This window comes from Anaerocolumna sedimenticola (genome assembly GCF_009931695.1).
In the GTDB taxonomy this organism is placed as follows: Bacteria; Bacillota; Clostridia; order Lachnospirales; family Lachnospiraceae; genus Anaerocolumna; species Anaerocolumna sedimenticola.
Genome location: NZ_CP048000.1, coordinates 474530 through 496934 on the forward strand (window position 1 = coordinate 474530; position 22405 = coordinate 496934).

Below are 22405 nucleotides of genomic sequence, written 5' to 3' on the forward strand. Positions count from 1 at the left end.
ACTATTATTTTGTATCGTCCTTACTGCTGGTTCCAAGTTTGTACTCCTCATAATCCTCTTCGTAATCATCTTCCTCTTCTGTTAACACTTCATTGTTTAATTTACCGGATAATCTTTGATTTAAACCAACATTCTTTTGTGTATTAAAGCGTTTCACATTTATCTGCGGTTCTGTTACATTAATCTTAGGTACGGCTTTTACATAATAATAGTAATCTTCATCTTCAAACTGTACATGTTCCACACCTGTATAATCCAGCGTGAGACGGAAAAACTGTATTATTAATGCCAGAATGGCTGAAGCAAGCGAACCTAATATCATGATACCAATCTGTTCCGATACATCCAGTCTTAAATCACTGAATAAAAATCCCAGAATGCAGGTTAATGTACCGGCAGCCACAGCGATTTCACGGGCATAGTCAAATTTCTTACGTCTAATAAAATATGTTACAAGAATAATTAAAGAAAAAATTATTATAGTCATAAATAGTTGTTTATTTTCCAATAAATTGTCAACAACATAAGTATATAATTGCAGTGTATCTTCCACACTGACATTAATCTGCATGGTGGCTGCTTCCTGTATAACCTGGAATAAGTAAAATAATATTACTCCGCAGGCAGTAGGTACGATGGAGATAGGTGTCGCAAACAATCCTAAAACGATTGGCACAACATACGGTATTTTTAAAAAATATAAAATAGGAACCGCAATAACCGCATAACCCAGTTTAGGCGTAAAGCGTATAAACAAGAAATACATGATTAATATAATAAGGATAACTATCACGGATAATATTTTTGACAAATAATATACATGACCTATGGATACCAGTGCAGCCAGTAATACCAAAATAGCGGATGGCGTAAATGCACTCAGTAACGATAATACAAGGACTATGGAAATCTGTTTAATACGAGGGTCGTAGCCTATTGAACTATTAATTACCTGGAATACCGCAAATGCTATTATAAACTTTACTACCGTCTCAATATATATTTCATACTTTTGATACAGACTTCGCAGCCTTGATCTAAGTACTAAAAATGTCATCATTATTTTTGCCTCCCAACTATCCGTTCACTTTCTCTTCTTGATAGAAACTGCTTAATTTCTTCAAAGACTTATAATATTTTGATAGACTTTTTCTGGAATTATCATATTTTAATGAATATCCAATGATTGAGCCGGTTATAAATACTGCCATTGTCATGATATAAAATCCTAAAAGGTATTGTCCGATGCGGACAAAATTAAAAGTAACTAATTTACTGATTATATATTCAGCCTTATACATGCCTATCATAAGCAGGATAAGAAGATAAGCGATTGTGACGCACACTACCGTTTTTAATACCTGAAGCCTTACATAATCTGTTTTATAGTATTTCCCCAGCTTAATATCTTCTTTACCTTCGTTTTGTTCGTATAAGGCAAGTTTTGTCATAATTCTGATTTTTTTATTATTTAACATCTTATTACCTCCGCTTTATAACTATAACCCTGCCCCTTCCTATAAATTGTAATAATTATAATTGTATTTTTCACAGTATTATCATACATTATAACATATTGGCCAATTATTTTCGAGCCTTATTTTTAAAGAAAAAGGATTTTTTCTTTAATTTGGGTTTTTACCACTGAAATAACAAGAAGCTGCCTAGGAAAGAGTTCAGTGAAACAGGTGTTTCACCAAGCTCCCTTATAGACAGCATTCTATATATGATATTTATTCAATTATTTTATTTTAAATCCAGATTCTGTTCATATTGTTCTCTATAAGTCATATTCTCTCCACTCTTTGACCCGTTGCCCTTTTGCCGGACCCACCTGACTAATAGTACCCCTATACAGGTACTACATTTACATTCATCTCTTTCGTAATCTCAAAAGGTCCGCTCACTGGATGGATGCCTCTGTGCTTTCCCTGATAATCTTCGTTAAATGTAATTGGTGAGCCATCAGGATGTTCAAACTTTTCTTCCGGTTCAAAGGCTTCTCCTAATATCTCCGTTGTGATAACTTCGTTTGTGGAATCCGGCAGATACTGGAACAAATTTGTTTTGAGAAAAATACCATCTTTCTCTTCCACCAACTGCAATTCGATTTGATGCAAGTCATCCTTTACATAGTCTTTTTCCCCATCATAAGGCTCCGCCCCATTAAAGTAAATATTTCCTCCTGCATATACCGGAAGGTGATCATAATATTTATCTCGTTCTTCACGAATCTTATAATTATCTTCCCGGAATTTTGCAAAATAAGTCTCTGCATCCGGATATCCATCGTATGGTTTGGTTCCCGTGATATAATTCATCTGATCTAAGGAATCTAAGTGCCTCTCTCTTGCATAATCCACCAGAAGCTGCCTTACCGGCTGTTGAACAAAAACATTGTTGTAGAATCTTGCATCACCATGGAGGATGGTCATAAATCCTTCCACCTCTGTTCTATGGGGAACATGGTAAGGTGTATAACGTGGAGATGGGAATTTCTTGCCGCCATTGTCCACTCCACTTCCGACACCAACAAAAGAACCTGCAATCAGGTTATGTACCAGGGCAATTCCCTGGGTACAGAAACGTCCTGCAACATCGGATAACATGATATTGTTATCCACTAAGGACGGACCATGGGATACTTCAATAAAGAGGTCCTCCGCTACGGATAAATGCTCTGACATAACAGTTCCATCCGGCGGTGTATTGGCGTAGAACAGGTTCTGTGTCACTCGCGTTCCCTGCGCCTGCCAATCGAGCCATAATCCACGGGTGCAGTGATGGAAACGGTTTCGCCTGATGATGACATCAATGGCCGCATGCATCTTGATTCCACCAATTTCTGCACCGGCAAGGTCCTGCTTGTTATTGATATGATGGATATCATTATCTTCTATAACTGAAAATACGCCGCCAAGATGTCCTACAATACCGGTCTGTCCACAATCGTGGATATTACAACGGCGTATGATATGAGAACCGATTTTTTCTTTTGTCCAGCCTTCCCGCTGTGCCTGACAGATCGCATCACGTTCTGTCTGCGTTCCTGTTTTGGTATGTTTTATAGCCCATTTATTATCATTATTCGGCTGCAGATATTTACCAAGTGAGATACCGCTGCATTTGGAATGGGAAATCTCACAATCTTCGATAATCCAACCTTTCGACCAGTGGGGTCCTACCATACCTTCCTGATAGGCAGTTGGCGGTGCCCACTGCGTAGCTGCCTTGGTAACTGCGAACCCGGCAAGTGTGATATAACCTATGCCTTCTTTGGACGGATAGAAGCAGTTTCTTCTTACATTGATTTCAACATTTTCTGTGTTGGGGTCAAAGTCATGAAAATTTGCATATAGGACGGTGTGATTTCCATCCTGTTTGGTATACCACTTGTATAAAGAGCCCGGCTGATCCCAGGAACCGCTGCACGAAGTGGGATTTAGTACCTCCTCCAGTGTGTCCGTCTCATATAAAGATTTATCATTGAGGTACACTTCTCCGGTGTGTACCGGCTTTATAGCATCGTACCAGTCACCAAAGATTTCAACGGTATAAGGATTATAGGTTCCAAAAATACCATTCGGAACTCTGGCTGTCCACACGGTGCCTTGATACCGTATCCAGGTCCGGACCCGTTCTGCACCTGAGATTACGGCACCATTTTTTACTTCTGACCGGTAAATGATTCTCTGTTCTTCGGTTCCTGCAAACGCCGGATCCACATATTCCCTATAAATACCAGGTGCTACAATAACCTCGTCCCCCGGACGTGCAAAACGTGCCGCCTGAGCAATGGAGTTCATCGGATATTCTTTTGTCCCGTCTCCGCCTCTTGCTTTACTTGATACATAAATTTTCATTCCAATCCCTCCTCGTATTCATTCTTAATGGTAGGTAATTGCGAAACTCCACTATTGTATGTATATACCATGCAATTGATACAATTTCAGAGCTGAATTTTGCCCATAGGGCAACTGAAGCTCTGAAATTCATATCAATTGTATGGTATATTCGGAAAACTATATAGTTTCGCAATTACCTAATTCTTAATGGCTTTTATTTTCTTTCAGCATCTTCCAATGGATTCCGTCTTGGGAAGATAACAATCCAAATGTTGTATGATTGTTTTTATCCTCACCCATAAGAATCATCATAAAACATTCTTCTTCCTTCCAGACATAAGGTGCTCCATATCTTACTGTAATCCAGTTCTGTGCCTCAATGTCGATTTTACCTTTAAACTCCCACTGTATTAGATCTGGGGAAACCGCATATGCAAGATGCTGTTCAAACAATCCTTCACTATAAATCATGACCCATTCATCCTGTTTCCGGTAAACAGTGACATTTTCCGCTCCATCCGGTGCTGCCTTGCTTGCGCCGATCAATGGACTCTCTGCAGTTGTAATGACCCATTTCTTAAGCTCCGGGTCATCCGTGTACGCATGTCCCACCAGATTTGTTGCTCTTTCATAATGCATACGGTCGGTACCCACAAAGAAGCAATGCAGTCGGTCCCCATCCACTACAAATGTAGGGTCTATCACACGCTCTGCCTGATTCCAGGGCAGATTTCTTGCTTCTTCTAAAAAGAATACCGGTTCTGACCAGTATTTTAAATCTTCTGACACACTATAGCAAAGCATGGTTGGTGTCTCGGGATAGGATTGGTAGGGAAGAATATATTTTCCATTCCATAGTATCAGATCACCCGGTGATGCAAATCCTTTTGCTGATATGTCACGATCCTTTTCATAATGTACAAAATCCTTTGTAAATGTATAACCAATGGCCCAGTTCTCTGGTCTGCTCCAGTCTTTATTGGAATAACGGGAATAAAATAAATGATACCCCTCTTCCGTTTTGTATATAGATGGATCCCGCAAATTGTCAGATCTCTCCCATACAGGGTTCCTAAGTTGTTTGAAATCCAAGATTGTTTCCTCCTTCAATCTATGATGTTTACTATTCAAATGCACCAGGACATACTTACTTTGAACGGCTCATCCGCTTTGCTGACACAAAACATCTGAGCCGCTCTATTGCCCTTTTTTACTGAATATAACGGTCGTAAGCAGCCTGCTCTGCTACGAGAACATCATCAATTTTCATGTTTTCAAGTTTTGATACAAAAGAATCAAAATTGTCGAGAGATTCTTTACCCATGATGAATTTGTTGATCATTTCATCCTTATAGGTCTGAATTTCCGGATAAGTACTGTTGATGACATCTCTTTCCTCTTCTGTGAAAGAAAGCGCCGGAATGGTCGGACGGATATACTGTTCCATTTCATTTCTGTATTTGACATACTCAGGATTAAGTAAGGAATCTTCATATCCAATATCCTGCTGATATGCCCATTCTCTATGTCCGTAAATATTCAGCATAGAAAGAATTGATCTTCCTTCCGAATCATGTGCAATCGCATCTGTATAAGTAGGTTTGCCATTTTCCATATTATAGGTTTCGCCTTCGATACCGAAGTTCATTAACCTGCTTCCTTCCTCACTATAGAAATAATCGAACAACTGCACAATTTCTTTGATATATTTCGAATCTGCACTGATTGCAGTGTAACCTCTGATTGGCTGCATCTGACTGGTAGTCATCTGTGTTCCATCCGGACCCTTTGGAGGTGCTACTACTACAAAATGTGCGTCTTTAGAGCCTGCTGCCTGTACCTGTGTTCCTAAAGAATAAGCACGTGCGGTGGTATCCTGGCATGCACCGGAAACTTCATTTGTGATGCGGGAGAGCCATACATTGGTATCGTTCGTAGCATATTCCGGGTCAATTAAACCTTCCTTGTATAATTTATTGATAAAGGTTAATGCTTCCTTGCAGCGTGGATCTGTATATGCATATTTCACTTTACCGTCTTCGATAAAGAACTGCTCGTTTGCTTCAAAACCACTGATTCCGAATGCTTCCATGAAAGCAAGAATACCAGCCTGTGTATTTCTCGTGGTATATGGAATCTCATCTGCTTCTCCATTACCGTTTGGATCCTGTTCCTTGAAAGCTTTTAATACATGATACCAGTCATCCAAAGTCTCTGGTACCTCCAGGCCTAATTTCTCCAACCAGTCACCACGTAACATCCATACCTTGAAGGTTCTTACGGCACCGATAAATGGAAGAAAATAAATCTGTCCATCGGTAGATTTTAAATCCCTGATATATTCCGGATGCTCGTCTAAGATTTTCTTTAAGTTCGGTGCATGCTGGTCAATATATTCATCTAACGGAGCAAAAGTTCCCTGCTCTGCAACTTTCATCATATCATCGCGGTAAGTGCTGACCATAACATCCGGTATCTCACCAGAGGCAACGGTAACATTAAACTTTTCGCGGAACTGATCCTCCGTATTAGGCGCTGCTATGAAATTAAAATTCACACCTGTCCTCTTAGTGATTTCCTGAATGATCGGTAAGTCTGTGCTAATTGCCTGGTCTGCAGAGTCCTGCAGGAACAGACTGATCGTAATATCCTCTTTTTTTTCATCGTTTGTGCCGGCAGCTTGGTCCTCTGTTTTCTTTGCACCATTTTCTACATTACTTCCATTTGTAGATGCTGTGGAACCGCATCCGACTAGTGTGGACATTGTTATAATAAATGACAACGCCAATGCAATTACTCGTTTCATAAATACTTCCTCCTTTTTTTCATTCCTGATAGTTTTTACTGTAATTCCTGTTTCCCCTGACTACAGCCCCCTTTCTTCTATATCACATCATGTTTATCAGCCTTTCACAGAGCCAACCATAATTCCTTTTACAAAATATTTCTGGATAAATGGATATACCATCATAATCGGAATTGTGGCAACCATGATTGTTGCATATTTAACGGATTCACTGATCTGGTCGGAACCATTGACCAGGTCGATGGATAACTCATTCGTCTGATTCTGAATAACAATATCTCTCAGAATAATCTGCATAGGCACTAAAGCTCTGTCTCGCAGATATAACATTGCCGGGAAATAGCTGTTCCACTGGGCTATTGCGTAAAACAATCCAACCGTAACCAGTCCCGACATGGAAAGCGGAAAGATGATCCGAAACAGAATCATCATCTGGCTGCAGCCATCCAGCGAGGCAGACTCCTCCAGCTCATAGGGTATCTGCTGAAAGAAATTCTTCAGAAGTACCACATTAAAAGAAGACATTGCAGTAGGTAATAAAATGGACCATACCGTATTATATATGTGCAGCTTTGTGACCACCAGAAAAGTTGGTATCATTCCGGCGCTGAATAACATTGCTACCACGACTACACTTGACATAAATTTCTGTCCAGGAAATGGCCTTCTCGACAGCGGATATGCAGCCAGTGCCGATAACAGCATACTGATGAAAGTACCGGCAATCGTATAAAAAAATGTATTTAAATATGCCCGGCCCAACATGGGGTAGGACAATATTCTTTTGTATGCATCCAGGGTAAAACCCATTGGAACAATTCCTACTTTGCCCTGTGCAAGGAATTCAAAGCTGCTTAAGGATGCTGCCAGAACATATAGTACCGGGTATAAGGCAACAGCCATCAAAAGAAACAGAAAACTATAATTTATACATTGAAAAATAATCCTGCTTTTACTATCTTTCATTTTTATTCCCATTGCATATCGCAAGCTCACTTGCGATACTGCCACAAATAAACAGGTTGAAAGAATCGAGTCGTGGCATCCTTTCCGTTTTTATATTTTCTTTCAACATTCCTTCTTACCAAAGACTTGCCTCTGAATATTTCTTTGCAATTTTATTTGCAAATACAACGAGCAACAGACCTATGACGGATTGAAAAAATCCTACTGCTGAAGAAAAGCTATACTCTCCATTCAGGATACCTCGCCGGTATACATAGGTTCCAATAACATCGGCTGTGGAGTAAGTACTTGGATTGTACATAAGTACGATAGTTTCATAACCTACATCCAGAATTCCTCCAATTTTCATTAAGAACATCAGAATAATGGTGGAGGATATTCCAGGAAGTGTTACATACCATAACTGCTTCCATCTTCCTGCGCCGTCGATCCTGGCCGCTTCATACATATCCGAGCTGATTCCCGTTAGCGATGCCAGATAAATAATAGCGCTGTAGCCTGCCATCTGCCATATTGTCATCAATGTATAGATAATCCAGAAATAACCTGGTTCTGTCAGGAAATTCACCCGTTCCATTCCAAAGGCCGCCAGAATGTTATTGACCAGACCCGTGCTTGGTGATAAGAACGTAACCACCATACCGACTACTACTACGCTTGATATAAAGTTTGGAAGATAGGTAACAGTCTGTACTGCTTTCTTATATCGTGTTCTTCCAACTTCGTTTAACAGAAGAGCCAGGATGATCGGAGCAACAAATCCTATCGTAAGCTGTAAAAAATTGATTCCTAACGTGTTTCGGATCAATCTCAAGAAAAACGGTGAACTGATAAATTGACGGTAATATTCCAGACCAATAAATTTACTATGCAGAATTCCTTTCGCTGGCTTATACTTTTCTACTGAAATGATAAAAGCAAAAATCAAAGGTACATATCGAAATACAACATAATATATCAGTACCGGAAGGAACATAATATAGAATGGCACATATTTCCTTATGGCTAACTTGTGTCCTTTTTTCCCTCGATCACCAGTGGCCTTCTTTCTCCACATATTTCCCATGCATCACACCTCACTATTTTTATTAAGCATTTCGCTATACTCCTTGCTTGTGACCAAGATTAGCATAGAGCACCCTTTCTGTAAATCTTCCGTTTTTTAGGATTTGTGGAAAATCTTATGATTGCAGGTGTCCATTTTTTAGATTTTGTGCAGGGCAGTTTCCCGTAGATTTCAAGTATTTCTGCAGATTTATAGTTGTAATAAAAAGAGCCGTCACTTCCGCTGATTATCATGAAATCAGTGGTGTAACAGCCCCTTTATATTTCTAAATGGCATGTGCTTCACAAATAATACCGTCTTTGTTTTTCCCTGTTATAGTTTCCGGAATTGCCCTGGTGAGATACCGACATATTTTTTGAAAACTTTACTAAAGCTGTTGGCACTGTTATAGCCAACTTTTTCCGCAATCTGTGAGATATTAAATGTAGTCTCCCGCAGAAGTATTTTAGCCTTTTCAATACGGAATTCATTAACATAATCTACAAAGTTCTTTCCTGATATCTCTTTAAAAATAAAGCTTAAGTAGGAAGTAGAGAGATTGACCACTTCCGCCACTGTGTCCAATGAGATATCTTCGCTATAATTTTCCTCCAGATACTGGTGAATATTTTCCAGAACATGACTCTGTTGGCTATGTTTGTTCTCTTCCGCAAATCTGGTAATCATCTCAAATACATAGGAGATATATGTTTCTTTCTCTTCAAGACCTTTTTTATTATCTATTTCGGTATAAATATCCTCTTTCTTCTCAAAAATTCTATCACTGGTCAGCCGCATCTCAAATATGGTTCTGATCGCTGTCCCTGTCAGCGCATGGAACAGATTATCCACCTGCTCAGGAGAAACATTTTTCTCTTTAAAGTTGTCCTGATATACTTTCTGAAGAATATTAAAAACTGCTGCCCTGTTGCCCGATTTGGCTACAGTCATCAATTGCATTTCTTCCTCAATGGGATATAAAATCACAGCATTGGAAATATTATTGACTTCATCGATATAAATGACGGTGTTCTGTCCTTTCACACCCTTATATTTTAACGTCTCTAATGCATCAATGAAAGAAAGATAGCAATTTCCGATATTCTCATAACTCTGGCCCACTCCTATTGTATAAGGTGCATCGGAGCTTTCCTCCAGATACTTCTGAATCTTACCTAGATAATTATTGATTCCGCTTAATTCGTAAAATGACTTTTCTGCGTTTAATACGGATACGATAGTCTGACCATCCTTTTCCAGAAAATAACACTTGCACTGTTCTCCCAGTGAGTCTTCCGCAATTTTATTCATCTCTTCCACATATTCTTTGCTGGACTTCCCGTATTTTTTTAACTCCATAGAGGCCCTGTCACCGATTTCGTAAACGACAACCTGATAATATGGAAACGGAAATACAATCCCTACATCGGCACCGGAATCTATAAAGCTATCTTTTCGGATCTGCCCGTTAATAATATCATAGATATATTTATCCTGGAGCATGGGTTTATTCTTTTCAAAACTATCCTGCAGGGATTGATTTTCTTTATAGACGTAATCAATGATTCCATTGATTAAGGTAAATTCGTTATTATTCTTCCCATGTCCCATCACAGATTTCTTACTGCCAATGATATTGATATAATTCATGATCTTATTCATCGGCTGATAGAGCCTTGCAACGATGTAATAGGTAAGAATTACTGCCAGGAAAAAACTGATGACAGATATCAGCATAGTAAACTCTTTAATCTGGTTTACACTTTTGGTGATATATTCCGTAGGTATCACAGAAATATACAGCCAGTCAAATACACTTGATTTCACATACTGTATCGTAAAGGGTTTTCCTTCAATGGACAGTTCCACGGTATCCTGAAGTTTTTCCATCTCTGCGGATCTGCTCCCAACGGCTTCCCGTATCAGTCTCAGATCCTCAAAATCAGGATAGGACTGCTCATTGGTGTATATCACGTTTCCATCTGCATCAATAACATAATCGAATACGATTTTCTCATCATTGGAATTGGCCATTTCTTTTTTAAACAGCGATTCACTGAGATTGACAACAATCATCCCTTTAGGGTTCTTATTGATAAAAGGTAATGATTCTGAAAAAACCAGAACTGGAACATCAAACATTCCATGGTGAACAGATTGTTTTCCCAAAACCCGGAAGCCGCCCTGGCTAAATATTTCATCCCAGTCCATGTCACCTGCATATTCGCAGACATCCGTAAAAAAAAGGGATTTTTGATACTTCCCTCCTGTTCCCAATACAATATCCGCCTTTTTCTGGTAATACCATATATCTGTAATATAATTACTATTGGATTTTAGAGCACTTAAATATGCAATAGAATCCTGAATCAGTTCCGTCTCCTGGTAGCTTTGCTCCAACGACAAATAAAGCACTTTATTCAGGTTTCGTGCCAAAGCCATCTGCATCAGATCTGACTGCAGTGCATTTATTTCCTGGTCTATACCTTTTTGTGCCTGTGCAAGAATCAGCATATTATTGACTTGCACTTCTTTGATCAGCGTATCCGAGGATTTCCGATAAGAAAAAAAAGATACCAGTCCAACCGAGCCAAGGACCAGTATAATAATATACAAAAAAATTCTGACAAATACACTATTCATCCGAAATTCCTTAATACTACGTGAAAAATTATTCATGTACACCCGACCATTCCCCAATTATGTATTTCTGTCTGTACTATATTTATTAACATAACGTATTTTCTTTTTCTTGTAAAGTATTTTCTGTGAATTAATATAAACCTATATGCAAGTTGTTTGTTCCTATTACCATTGTACCGTTCACAACTATGATTACAATTAATCCGAATAATCTTTCTTATGCAAAAAGCTGCAACCAGAATCTCTCTAAGCTGCAGCCTTTTCATTTATCGTTATTGATACTCATTTGTAATTTTTCTTCAGAATTTAGTGTATTACTCAATAAAATACTAGCTATTATCTCTAACTTCATTTGACCTCCTTCCATGTTATATTTTTCAAATAATATTTATATTAAAATGGTTCTTTTTAATATACTTTAAATATCGTTTAATTGCCATCCACTTACTGATTCATTTCCTCTTTATTAGTGAAACCCAAGAAATACCACTGCAACGCAAAAAAGGACACCTTTCAAAAAGTCTATTTTTGAAAAGCGTCCTTCAAGCGCAAATATCTTAAATTGAATTTTATAAGGATGTTTGAAATTATCACTAATTTTTCAAACTATGGACCGTCAATTAACTGTCCTCCAATAGTTCGACATACTTCAAATCCTTGATTTTACTGGATTTATTTTTCCATTGATTTCATCGTCGGGAATAATAAAACATCCCTTATAGCAGAGGAATCGGTTAATAACATTACAAAACGGTCAATACCGATACCAATACCACCTGTGGGCGGCATACCATATTCCAAGGCGTTTAAGAAATCTTCATCCATGCTATTCGCTTCATCGTCACCTGCAGCACGAAGTGCTTCCTGTGCTTCAAAACGGCCTCTTTGATCAATCGGATCGTTTAATTCGGAAAATGCATTAGCCATTTCCCTCCTGGTAATAAATAATTCAAAACGTTCCGTAAAATTAGGATCACTAGGTTTTCTTTTAGCCAAAGGAGATATTTCTACCGGATGATCTGTAATAAAGGTAGGCTGAACCAGATTTTCTTCAACGAACTCTTCAAAGAATAAATTAATAATGTCGCCTTTTTTATGCCTGTCTTCATATTTAATGTGATGTTTATCAGCAAGAGCTTTGGCTTCTTCCTCTGTCTTAATATCATTAAAATCAACACCGGCATATTTCTTAACCGCATCTACCATTGTCATTCTTGCAAAAGGTTTTGATAAATCTATTTCAACACCATCATAGGAAATCGTAGTTGTTCCAAGTACTTTATTTGCAACTGTTCTGAATAACTCTTCCGCTAAATCCATCATACCGAAATAATCGGTATAAGCCTGATATAATTCCAGAAGTGTAAATTCCGGATTATGTCTTACCGATAGTCCCTCATTACGGAATACACGTCCAATCTCATAGACTCTTTCCAAACCGCCTACAATTAGTCTCTTTAAATAGAGTTCAAGGGATATTCTTAAATGAATATCTTCATCCAAAGCATTATGATGGGTCATAAAAGGCCTTGCAGCCGCACCGCCGGCATTGGGTACCAATACAGGTGTTTCTACCTCGATAAAGCTTCTGCTGTCCAGATAATTACGAATTTCTCTGATAATAAGGGAACGTTTAATAAAAGTATCCTTTACTTCAGGATTCACAATCAAATCAACATATCTCTGTCTGTAACGGGTATCCGTATCTTTTAAACCATGGAATTTTTCAGGAAGAACCTGCAGACTCTTTGACAATAGCACCACCTGACTTGCCTTAACCGAAACTTCTTCTGTATGGGTTTTAAATATTTCACCGGTAATGCCTACAATATCACCAATATCAAATTTTTTAAAGTCAGCATAAGCTTCTTCACCAACAACATCTTTTTTGACGTAGGATTGTATACTGCCTTTCACATCTTGTATATTACAGAAAGAAGCCTTACCCATAACCCTTTTAGACATAATACGTCCTGCGATGGATACGGTTTTTCCTTCTAAATTATTAAAATCTGCACTAATATCGGCAGAATGATGTGTTACATCAAATTTCATGATTTGAAATGGATCTTTGGCATTTTCTTTTAATTCGGCTAATTTCGCTCTCTTAACTTTTAAAAGTTCATTCAAATCCTGTTCTGCTTGTATCTTTTCTTCAGCCACAATCGTTCTTCCTTTCTTATATACGTTCGCTTATATACATTCGCTTAAATATTTGCGAAACCAGATTATTGTAATTATGTACCATGCAACTAATACATTTTCAGCGCTGAACCTTGCTTAATAAGGTAACTGAAACAATGAAATTCGCACTAATTGTATGGTATATTCAGAAAACTATAGAGTTTCACAATTATTTAATGACATTCATTTCTTAATTGGATTTCTGTATCTCCAATATTTTATATTGAAGCACACCGGAATGAGTCTCAACATTAACAATATCCCCAACACGTGCACCAATCAGAGCCTTACCGACAGGTGATTCATTGGAGATTTTTCCTTTGAGACTATTCGCTTCCGTAGAACCTACGATTTTATATTCCATCTCATCATTATACTCTAAATCAAGTATTCTAACTTTGCAGCCTATGTTAATGACGTCAACTTCGACTTCATCTTCCACTACAACCTCTGCATTTTTAAGGATTTTATCTATTTCTTCAATTCTGGCTTCAATCTCTCTTTGTTCATCTTTTGCAGCATCGTATTCGGCATTTTCTGATAAATCGCCCTGTTCTCTGGCTTCCTTTATTTTTTGTGCTACTTCTTTACGCCTGTTAACTTTTAAATCCTGAAGTTCTTCCTCTAAAAGTCTTAATCCCTCATAGGTCAATATGTTCTTTTTATCTGCCATATTTAAACACCCTTCCTCCGTTTTAATCGATATTACGATACATTCAAAGTATTATAACGTATCACATGTTCCTTGTCAACATCTTAAGGCTTTATTTCCTACTACTTACTCATAGTTTTACAACATTTTTTATATAATTTTAATCATGTCTTGTGGCTATTCTATATCTTATCTTGTCGCCTATGAAATTATTCCATAAAAACTAGATTCTTATAATCCATTTTATAAAAATTTTGGCATTTTTTATTTTTTTTATTAAATTTTAGAATTAGTACGAATAAACTCTTTACACTTGTGTCGAATAGTGCTATTCTCTAGTATAGGTATTTTTCTAAATACATAATTCATAGTAACCAGGGCGCTATGAGGTGGCCTTTTTCTTGCTGTCTTCCAGCATAAAAACCCTGATTGCTGCATTCATAAGGAGGATAATATAATATGGCTAGAAAAATGAAAACCATGGATGGAAATAATGCTGCGGCTCACGTGTCTTATGCATTTACCGATGTTGCGGCTATCTATCCAATCACACCATCTTCAGTAATGGCTGAAGTTACCGATGCTTGGTCTACTCAAGGTAGAAAAAACATCTTCGGACACGAAGTACAGGTTACAGAAATGCAATCAGAGGCTGGTGCAGCTGGTACTGTTCACGGTTCCTTGGCCGCCGGTGCATTAACAACTACCTTTACTGCTTCACAAGGTTTATTGTTAATGATTCCTAATATGTATAAAATAGCTGGTGAATTATTACCATGCGTTATCGATGTATCCGCTCGTGCATTAGCAAGCCACGCTTTATCAATCTTTGGTGATCATTCAGACGTATATGCATGCCGTCAGACCGGTTTCGCAATGCTTTGCTCCAGTAATGTACAGGAAGTTATGGATTTAGGTGCAGTAGCTCACCTTTCCACAATTAAAGGACGTGTTCCGTTCCTGCATTTCTTCGATGGTTTCAGAACTTCTCACGAAATTCAAAAAATTGAAACCTGGGATTATGATGATTTAAAAGAACTTACCGATATGGATGCGGTTACTGCATTCCGTAAACATGCTTTAAATCCGCAACATCCGGTAACCCGCGGTACAGCACAGAATCCTGATATTTTCTTCCAGGCAAGAGAAGCAAGTAATACATACTATAATGCAATACCTGGCATTGTAGAAGAATACATGAATAAAATCAATGCTAAAATCGGTACTGATTATAAATTATTTAACTATTACGGAGCTGCTGATGCAGAACATGTAATTATTGCAATGGGTTCCGTTTGTGATACGATTGATGAGACAATTGATTACTTATTAGCTTCCGGTGCAAAAGTCGGTGTTATTAAAGTAAGACTTTACAGACCTTTCTCTGTAAAACATTTATTAGATGTTATTCCTGATACCGTTAAACAAATCAGCGTATTAGACAGAACGAAAGAACCGGGTGCTCTTGGCGAACCTTTATATCTTGATGTTGTAGCTGCATTAAAAGATACTAAATTTGATAAAGTTCCTGTATTTACAGGCCGTTACGGTTTAGGTTCCAAAGATACTACTCCTGCTCAGATTATTTCCGTGTTTAATAATACAGAAAAGAAGCAATTTACAATTGGTATCGTAGATGACGTAACTAAGTTATCCCTTGAAATTAAAGATAATCCTAACACAACTCCGGAAAGCACTATCAGTTGTAAATTCTGGGGACTTGGTGCTGACGGTACAGTTGGTGCTAACAAAAACTCTATCAAAATTATCGGTGACCATACAGACATGTATGCACAGGCTTATTTTGATTATGACTCAAAGAAATCCGGTGGTGTTACTATCTCCCACTTACGTTTCGGTAAGGATCCTATCAAAGCAACTTACTTAATCAGCAAAGCTAACTTTGTAGCTTGCCACAATCCTTCCTATGTAAGAAAATACAACATGGTTCAGGATTTAAAAGACGGCGGATCTTTCTTACTTAACTGCGGATGGACAATGGAAGAAATTGAACATCACTTACCTGGACAGGTTAAGAGATATATCGCAAAACACAATATTAAATTCTATACAATTGATGGTATCAGTATTGGTAAAGAAATCGGTCTTGGCGGACGTATCAATACGGTTCTTCAGGCTGCATTCTTTAAATTAGCTAACATCATTCCTGTTGAAGATGCTGTTAAATACATGAAAGACGCTGCAACAAGATCCTATAGCAAAAAAGGTGATGCAGTAGTTAAGATGAACCATGATGCTATTGACCGTGGTATTACAGATGTTAAAGAAATTAAAGTTCCTGCTTCCTGGGCTGATGCAGCTGATGAAGATTTAGCTGTAAAAGTATCCGGTAACAGAGGCGATATTGTAGACTATGTTAATAATATTCAAAGCCGTGTTAACGGACAAGACGGTAACAACCTTCCTGTTTCTGCTTTCGTAGATTATGTTGACGGTACCGCACCTAACGGTTCCTCCGCATTTGAAAAACGTGGTATCGCAGTTGATGTTCCTGTATGGAATCCGGCTAACTGTATTCAATGTAACTTCTGTTCTTATGTCTGTCCACACGCAGTTATCCGTCCTGTTGCTATGACAGAAGAACAGGCAGCTAAAGCTCCTGCCGGTTCCTTAAGCATGGATTTAACCGGTATGCCAGGCTATAAATTTGCTATGTCCGTTTCCGTACTTGACTGTACCGGATGTGGTTCTTGTGCTAATGTATGCCCAGGTAAGAAGGGTGAAAAAGCATTAACAATGCAGAACTTAGAAACTCAATTAGAAGCACAGAAATTATTTGATTACGGAGTTGAAATCGGATATCCGGATGCAGTTGTAGAGAAATTCAAAGAAACTACTGTAAAGGGAAGTCAGTTCAAGAAACCTTTACTTGAGTTCTCCGGTGCTTGTGCAGGTTGTGGTGAAACTCCATATGCAAAACTTGCTACACAGTTATTCGGCGACAGAATGTACATCGCTAATGCTACAGGTTGTTCTTCTATCTGGGGTGGTTCCGCACCTTCCACACCATATACGGTAAACAAAGACGGACATGGTCCTGCATGGGCTAACTCTTTATTTGAAGATAATGCCGAATATGGTTATGGTATGGCACTTGCGCAGAAAGCATTAAGAGGACGTTTAATTTCCTCCGTTGAAGCTCTCTCATCCGTAGTTGATAACGCTGATGTAAAAGCAGCTTGTGAACAATATTTAGCAACAAAAGATTCCAGCGCATTAAATGCTCCTGCAGCAAAAGAATTAGTTGAAGCTTTGGAAGCTTGCGGCTGTGATAATGAAGATAAAGCAAACATCTTAGCTAACAAAGATTTCTTATCCAAGAAGTCCCAATGGATCTTCGGTGGTGACGGCTGGGCTTATGATATCGGTTTCGGTGGTTTAGACCATGTAATCGCCAGCGGCGAAGATGTTAACATTTTAGTATTCGATACTGAAGTTTATTCCAATACAGGCGGTCAGTCTTCTAAATCTACTCCTACCGGTGCTATTGCTCAGTTCGCAGCAGCTGGTAAAGAAGTTAAGAAGAAAGACTTGGCAGCAATCGCTATGAGTTATGGTTATGTATATGTTGCACAAATCGCACAGGGTGCTGACTATAACCAATGCGTTAAAGCATTTGTAGAAGCTGAAAGCTACCATGGTCCATCCATTATCATCGCTTATGCTCCATGTATTAACCATGGTATTAAAGGTGGTATGAAGGGTGCTCAAACTGAAGAAAAACGCGCTGTTCAGGCTGGATACTGGCACTTATTCCGCTTCGATCCTCGTCTTGAAGAAGAAGGAAAGAATCCATTCCAGTTAGACTCCAAAGAGCCTACTGCTGATTATCAGGAATTCTTAACAAGCGAAGTTCGTTACAGCTCTCTTGCACGTTCCAATCCGGAAAGAGCAAAAGAATTATTTGCTAAGGCTGAAAAGAATGCAAAAGCAAAATATGCTAAGTTAGTTAAATTAGCCCAGAACTAATGTAAACTCCATATAGAAGCATGATTTTTGTTACTATATTATAACAAAGTTATTGGCAATCAAAAAAAAGAAAGTTCACAATTGTGAGCTTTCTTTTTTATTGGTATGGCAATATTTTAATAAACCACCCGTTATACATCAACGGATGGTTATGATTACTTTAAATTAATAGCTGTGATTTTTTTTAATTCCAAAATGCTATTTTAAATTTTGGCCGATAAAGAAAAGTAACATTTCCCTATAATATATTTATCGCAAAAATATCACGATTACCTTACTTTATATTTTGAAACAACTTCAGCAGAATTTGGTAATTACATTTTATAAATATCAATTTACTTTAAAAAATCCATAAATGCCATGATAATTGGAATGGTTATCAGAGAAGCTAAGGTAGTCATGGCGAATATTTCCGATGAATACAATGCATTTTTTTTATAACGAATGGCAAATAATGTACACGTTGCGCCTGTGGGGCAGGCAGCACCAAGAACTGCAGCTGCCAGCACCGGAACAGCCATGGTAAATCTGCTGTAAATAAGTAATAAAATAACCGGAATGAATATTAACTTTAAAAATAATACAAGATAAATTCGAAGTTTTAGAAAGATTTTCAGTATATTGGTCTGGGCAATGGTTACACCCGCTATAATCATGGCTAACGGAGTATTCATATCTGCAACATATTGCAGGGAATTAAACACTATTTGCGGAAGATGTACCTGTGTTATAAAAAACAGGAATCCCAGTATAATGGAAATCAGGGTAGGTGAAATCAGGGTTTTTACCATTGTTTTTTTATCCTGGGTTCCATTCATCATGATAAGCCCCTGCGTCCATACAAATACATTAAATATGGTTATATAGGCAGTAATATAGAATACTCCTTCACTTCCGTAAATACCATTTATTATGGGTATGCCAAAAAAACCGCTGTTTGAGTATATGGTAGAAAACCTTTCAATCACAACATCCGGATTTTTTTTACCTCTTAAAAAGACGTAGGCTGTTAAGATTCCGAATAAATGTGTTAAAATAGCCAAGCCTAATGAAATTAATAAACCAACCAGTAAATCATCGCTGAATTCTCTTTGATAGGAATTAAATATTAACAGTGGTGATACCAATAACAGCAATAGATCGGACAGCTTTTTATTCATTTCCTGGTCAATTACCTTAAACCTGTAACAGCTATAACCGATTAAAATTAAAATAAACATGATCAGGATTTGGTTTAAAACAATATTAGCTAAAGGCATATGTTTTCTCCAATCGTGTATTCCTATTTAATATATGTGAAAATAATTGTAAAATTTATTCCGAATAACGCTGTCTGATAAGGAGATTAAATAATCGTTTCTCTTCACGATTTTCAAATGTACCAATTCCTGATAATATAAATATAAATAGCGGCAATGTCTGTATCCAAAATAAAGTTAAATCCGTGACACCATGAACGAAAGCTGCCGCAGTTACTGCCAGTATAAGCGATGTAATCACAGTCTGCTTATCCTTAAAACAGATCGTTAATATGGAATACAAATATTTTACAAAGGATACCAGGATTATTACAGTTCCGATAATTCCGTAATTAATTAAGGAATCCAGATAAATACTGTGACTGTGAGGTATTAATTTGTGATTTTTAGAACTTAAGAAAGCACAGGACATAGATCCATGACCGATTAACGGACTCTTTTTAATTTCATGTACAACAAAGTTCCATATCTTAAAACGAAGTCTTAAAGTTTCCTCCGCGTCGGAAAGCCGGGGTATTAGATCAATATTTAACGCAAATATAATAAAAACACCTGTAAAAGCTACAAAAACCCAGGCAGAAAATAACCGCCACTTCTTAAGTATAATTAGTAACACGGATATACCTACAAACACCTCTACCCATGCAAACATACTCTCACATAAATAAATACTTACGACATTTAATATTCCTATAACGTAATAAAGCCACTTAAGTCCTTGATTAGTGAATATTTTATACGCACAGATTATTATTACAGTTGCCGTAATGGTGCCGAAATAATTGGGATGCAAGAACATTGCCGATATGCGGTCATAATTATAAAAATCATCCAACAGGGAAATTACAAACTTTTGGCTGATTGCACAACTTGAGCTTGTTATGCTTAAAAGACAAACAAGTGTTAATACTCTCTCATATAATTCTCTGGTCATAAAACTTCGTTGGAATAATCCAATAAACATGGCAAGTATCAATCCAAAACCTGCACCAACACCGAACCAGTTACCATACAGCAGAGCTACTATAAGATAAAAAGCCAAAAACAAAAATATGTATTTGGAATATCTTTGAGCAAAAATGATTTTACGGGTTTGCTTATTAAGCACCAGATATATCCCTAAACCAACCAGTAATATTCCGGCAAATATATATGGTAAAAATATGGAAGTAACTGTCATTATTATTATATTTGTATAGGTTAAAGAATCGTCTATCTGACGTCTAATTGCTGCTTTTTTTTCTATAATAATTCCTCTTTTCAAAAGTGAATAAATTGTTAACATCGAATTTGTTTTATTCACCTTACTCATAACATAAACCGAAATTCATATTAATATCATTTCCGGCATTATAGACTATTTCACAAAGAATTATATTAGCATATAAACTATAAATTATCAACCGTTTTCACTTTTCTTTCACAATTTTGTTCATTATAAATTAACAATTTATTCATAAATTAACAAAAAAAGAATAAAACCGTACATTTTCACCGCTTTTTAGAATTTTTGGAAAATTATTTTTGATAAATCATATAATAATATAAAAATTAAGAACTAAAAAGTTGAAAACATGTATACTCCCTATCCTGAATACTTTAATAATCTATCTGCAGAAGTACAATATACTCAACACAACCTTGCATATTCCATCACTATCAGTGTAGAAAATCACACACTCACTCTCTATAAAAATGGAAAAGTCAGTAAAATTTACCCTGTTGCCGTTGGTAAAGCTTCAACACCTACACCAAAGGGTACTTTTAAAATAATTAACAGAGCTATCAATCCTGGCGGACCATTCGGTGTACGATGGCTTGGTCTTAATGCACCAAATGGGGACTATGGTATACACGGAACAAATAATCCCTCCTCAATAGGGAAAAATGTGTCAAACGGATGTATCCGTATGTTCAACCACGATGTACTCGAACTAAGTAATTTAGTTCCAATAGGTACAGCAGTAAAAATAGTTTAAAGAAAAGCTGATAAATGCCTATTTTACCATAGGTTTATCAGCTTTTTTCTTAACAGATTCGAGGAAGGCCCTCCCCGTATAAGATATCAATGATTCTGCTGCCTTTTAAAGCAGTAGTCATGATTACACCACTGCCCTCCACAATCTTACCGATGATTGCTGCATTTGACCCATACCTGCTTTTTTGCATAATGGCCAAAGCTTTCTTTGCCTGGCTTTTCGGAATTACTGCAATCATCTTTCCTTCATTGGCCATGTAAAGAGGGTCAAGACCTAATATATCACAGAATCCTCTTACCTGGACACTGACAGGCAGTGAATCCTCATATATTTCCACTCCGCAGGAGGAACTTTTCGATACTTCATTTAAAACGGTAGCCAGTCCTCCTCTTGTTACATCCCGCATACAGTGTACCTTAATATTATTATCCAGCAAGTTTTTCACCATAGACCGAAGCGGAGCACAATCACTTTGTATTGTATTTTCTATTCCCATTCTATGGGACATGATAGCGGCATGGTGTTCTCCAAGATTACCGGACAGCAGGATAACATCCCCTTTACGGCAGTTTGAAATGCTTATTCCGTTTGTCTTAATCTCACCGATACCGGAAGTATTGATATAGACTCCGCCTTTTCCTTCAATTACTTTCGTATCTCCGGCAACTATTTTTACTTTCGCTTCTCTAGCCGCCTGGGACATGGATTGTGCAATTTGGTCTATAGTTTCCATATCCGCGCCTTCTTCAATAATAAAACCTGCTGTAAGGTACTTGGGAATAGCTCCCATCATCAGTAAATCATTAACTGTTCCGCAGACTGCCACCTTACCGATATCCCCTCCGCGAAAAAAAATGGGAGTAACAACGAAGGAGTCCGTTGTGTATGCGATCTTCCCATTTACCTTAAGAACAGCCGAATCTTCCATTTTAGCTAATACAGCGTTATCAAAGTTTTTTAAAAAAATATCATTAATTAAATTACTTGTTTGCTTTCCTCCGCTGCCGTAAGCCATATCTATCTTCATTGTTTACAC

At 37.5% G+C, this 22405-nt stretch carries 15 protein-coding genes; 2 read left to right on the forward strand and 13 right to left on the reverse strand.

The window, feature by feature from the left end:
• Window positions 1-4 precede the first annotated feature (4 nt).
• From Ana3638_RS01970 to greA, 10 genes are all read right to left on the reverse strand, one after another.
• Window positions 5-1060, reverse strand: a complete 1056-nt coding sequence (locus tag Ana3638_RS01970) for a hypothetical protein (protein WP_161836548.1) — start codon at window positions 1058-1060, stop codon at window positions 5-7.
• 16 nt (window positions 1061-1076) lie between these two features.
• The gene (locus Ana3638_RS01975) at window positions 1077-1478 is read right to left on the reverse strand and encodes a hypothetical protein (RefSeq protein WP_161836550.1); all 402 of its coding nucleotides are present in this window, start codon (window positions 1476-1478) and stop codon (window positions 1077-1079) included.
• Window positions 1479-1850: 372 nt separating this feature from the next.
• On the reverse strand, window positions 1851-3863 hold the full coding sequence (locus Ana3638_RS01980) for a right-handed parallel beta-helix repeat-containing protein (RefSeq protein ID WP_161836552.1): 2013 nt from the start codon (window positions 3861-3863) through the stop codon (window positions 1851-1853).
• Window positions 3864-4049: 186 nt separating this feature from the next.
• Window positions 4050-4937, reverse strand: coding sequence for a glycoside hydrolase family protein (locus Ana3638_RS01985; protein ID WP_161836554.1), 888 nt, complete (start codon window positions 4935-4937; stop codon window positions 4050-4052).
• 118 nt (window positions 4938-5055) lie between these two features.
• Window positions 5056-6651 (reverse strand): extracellular solute-binding protein, encoded by a 1596-nt coding sequence (locus Ana3638_RS01990; protein ID WP_161836555.1) that lies wholly within the window; start codon window positions 6649-6651, stop codon window positions 5056-5058.
• Between the two features lie 96 nt (window positions 6652-6747).
• Window positions 6748-7617 carry a carbohydrate ABC transporter permease gene (locus tag Ana3638_RS01995; protein WP_161836556.1) on the reverse strand — a complete coding sequence of 290 codons (870 nt, stop codon included), beginning with the start codon at window positions 7615-7617 and terminating at the stop codon, window positions 6748-6750.
• A 115-nt stretch (window positions 7618-7732) separates the two neighbouring features.
• Window positions 7733-8683 (reverse strand): ABC transporter permease, encoded by a 951-nt coding sequence (locus Ana3638_RS24855; protein WP_246240713.1) that lies wholly within the window; start codon window positions 8681-8683, stop codon window positions 7733-7735.
• A 312-nt stretch (window positions 8684-8995) separates the two neighbouring features.
• Window positions 8996-11305, reverse strand: a complete 2310-nt coding sequence (locus Ana3638_RS02005; protein WP_161836557.1) for an AraC family transcriptional regulator — start codon at window positions 11303-11305, stop codon at window positions 8996-8998.
• Between the two features lie 672 nt (window positions 11306-11977).
• Window positions 11978-13468 carry a lysine--tRNA ligase gene (lysS, locus tag Ana3638_RS02010; protein WP_161836558.1) on the reverse strand — a complete coding sequence of 497 codons (1491 nt, stop codon included), beginning with the start codon at window positions 13466-13468 and terminating at the stop codon, window positions 11978-11980.
• Between the two features lie 211 nt (window positions 13469-13679).
• On the reverse strand, window positions 13680-14162 hold the full coding sequence (gene greA / locus Ana3638_RS02015) for a transcription elongation factor GreA (protein WP_161836559.1): 483 nt from the start codon (window positions 14160-14162) through the stop codon (window positions 13680-13682).
• A 438-nt stretch (window positions 14163-14600) separates the two neighbouring features.
• Here greA and nifJ point away from each other — a divergent pair, with 438 nt between their 5' ends.
• The gene (nifJ, locus tag Ana3638_RS02020; RefSeq protein ID WP_161836560.1) at window positions 14601-18131 is read left to right on the forward strand and encodes a pyruvate:ferredoxin (flavodoxin) oxidoreductase; all 3531 of its coding nucleotides are present in this window, start codon (window positions 14601-14603) and stop codon (window positions 18129-18131) included.
• Window positions 18132-18466: 335 nt separating this feature from the next.
• On the opposite strand, the gene Ana3638_RS02025 is transcribed toward nifJ, so the two are convergent.
• Both Ana3638_RS02025 and Ana3638_RS02030 read right to left on the reverse strand, forming a co-directional pair.
• The gene (locus tag Ana3638_RS02025; RefSeq protein WP_161836561.1) at window positions 18467-19390 is read right to left on the reverse strand and encodes an AEC family transporter; all 924 of its coding nucleotides are present in this window, start codon (window positions 19388-19390) and stop codon (window positions 18467-18469) included.
• A 55-nt stretch (window positions 19391-19445) separates the two neighbouring features.
• Window positions 19446-20675: an O-antigen ligase family protein gene (locus Ana3638_RS02030; RefSeq protein ID WP_161836562.1), complete on the reverse strand. Its 1230-nt coding sequence runs from the start codon at window positions 20673-20675 to the stop codon at window positions 19446-19448.
• Window positions 20676-20964: 289 nt separating this feature from the next.
• Here Ana3638_RS02030 and Ana3638_RS02035 point away from each other — a divergent pair, with 289 nt between their 5' ends.
• Window positions 20965-21369 (forward strand): L,D-transpeptidase, encoded by a 405-nt coding sequence (locus tag Ana3638_RS02035; RefSeq protein WP_161836563.1) that lies wholly within the window; start codon window positions 20965-20967, stop codon window positions 21367-21369.
• 49 nt (window positions 21370-21418) lie between these two features.
• On the opposite strand, the gene hypE is transcribed toward Ana3638_RS02035, so the two are convergent.
• A complete protein-coding gene (gene hypE / locus Ana3638_RS02040; protein ID WP_161836564.1) occupies window positions 21419-22396 on the reverse strand; it encodes a hydrogenase expression/formation protein HypE in 978 nt (325 codons plus the stop codon).
• Between the last annotated feature and the right edge of the window lie 9 nt (window positions 22397-22405).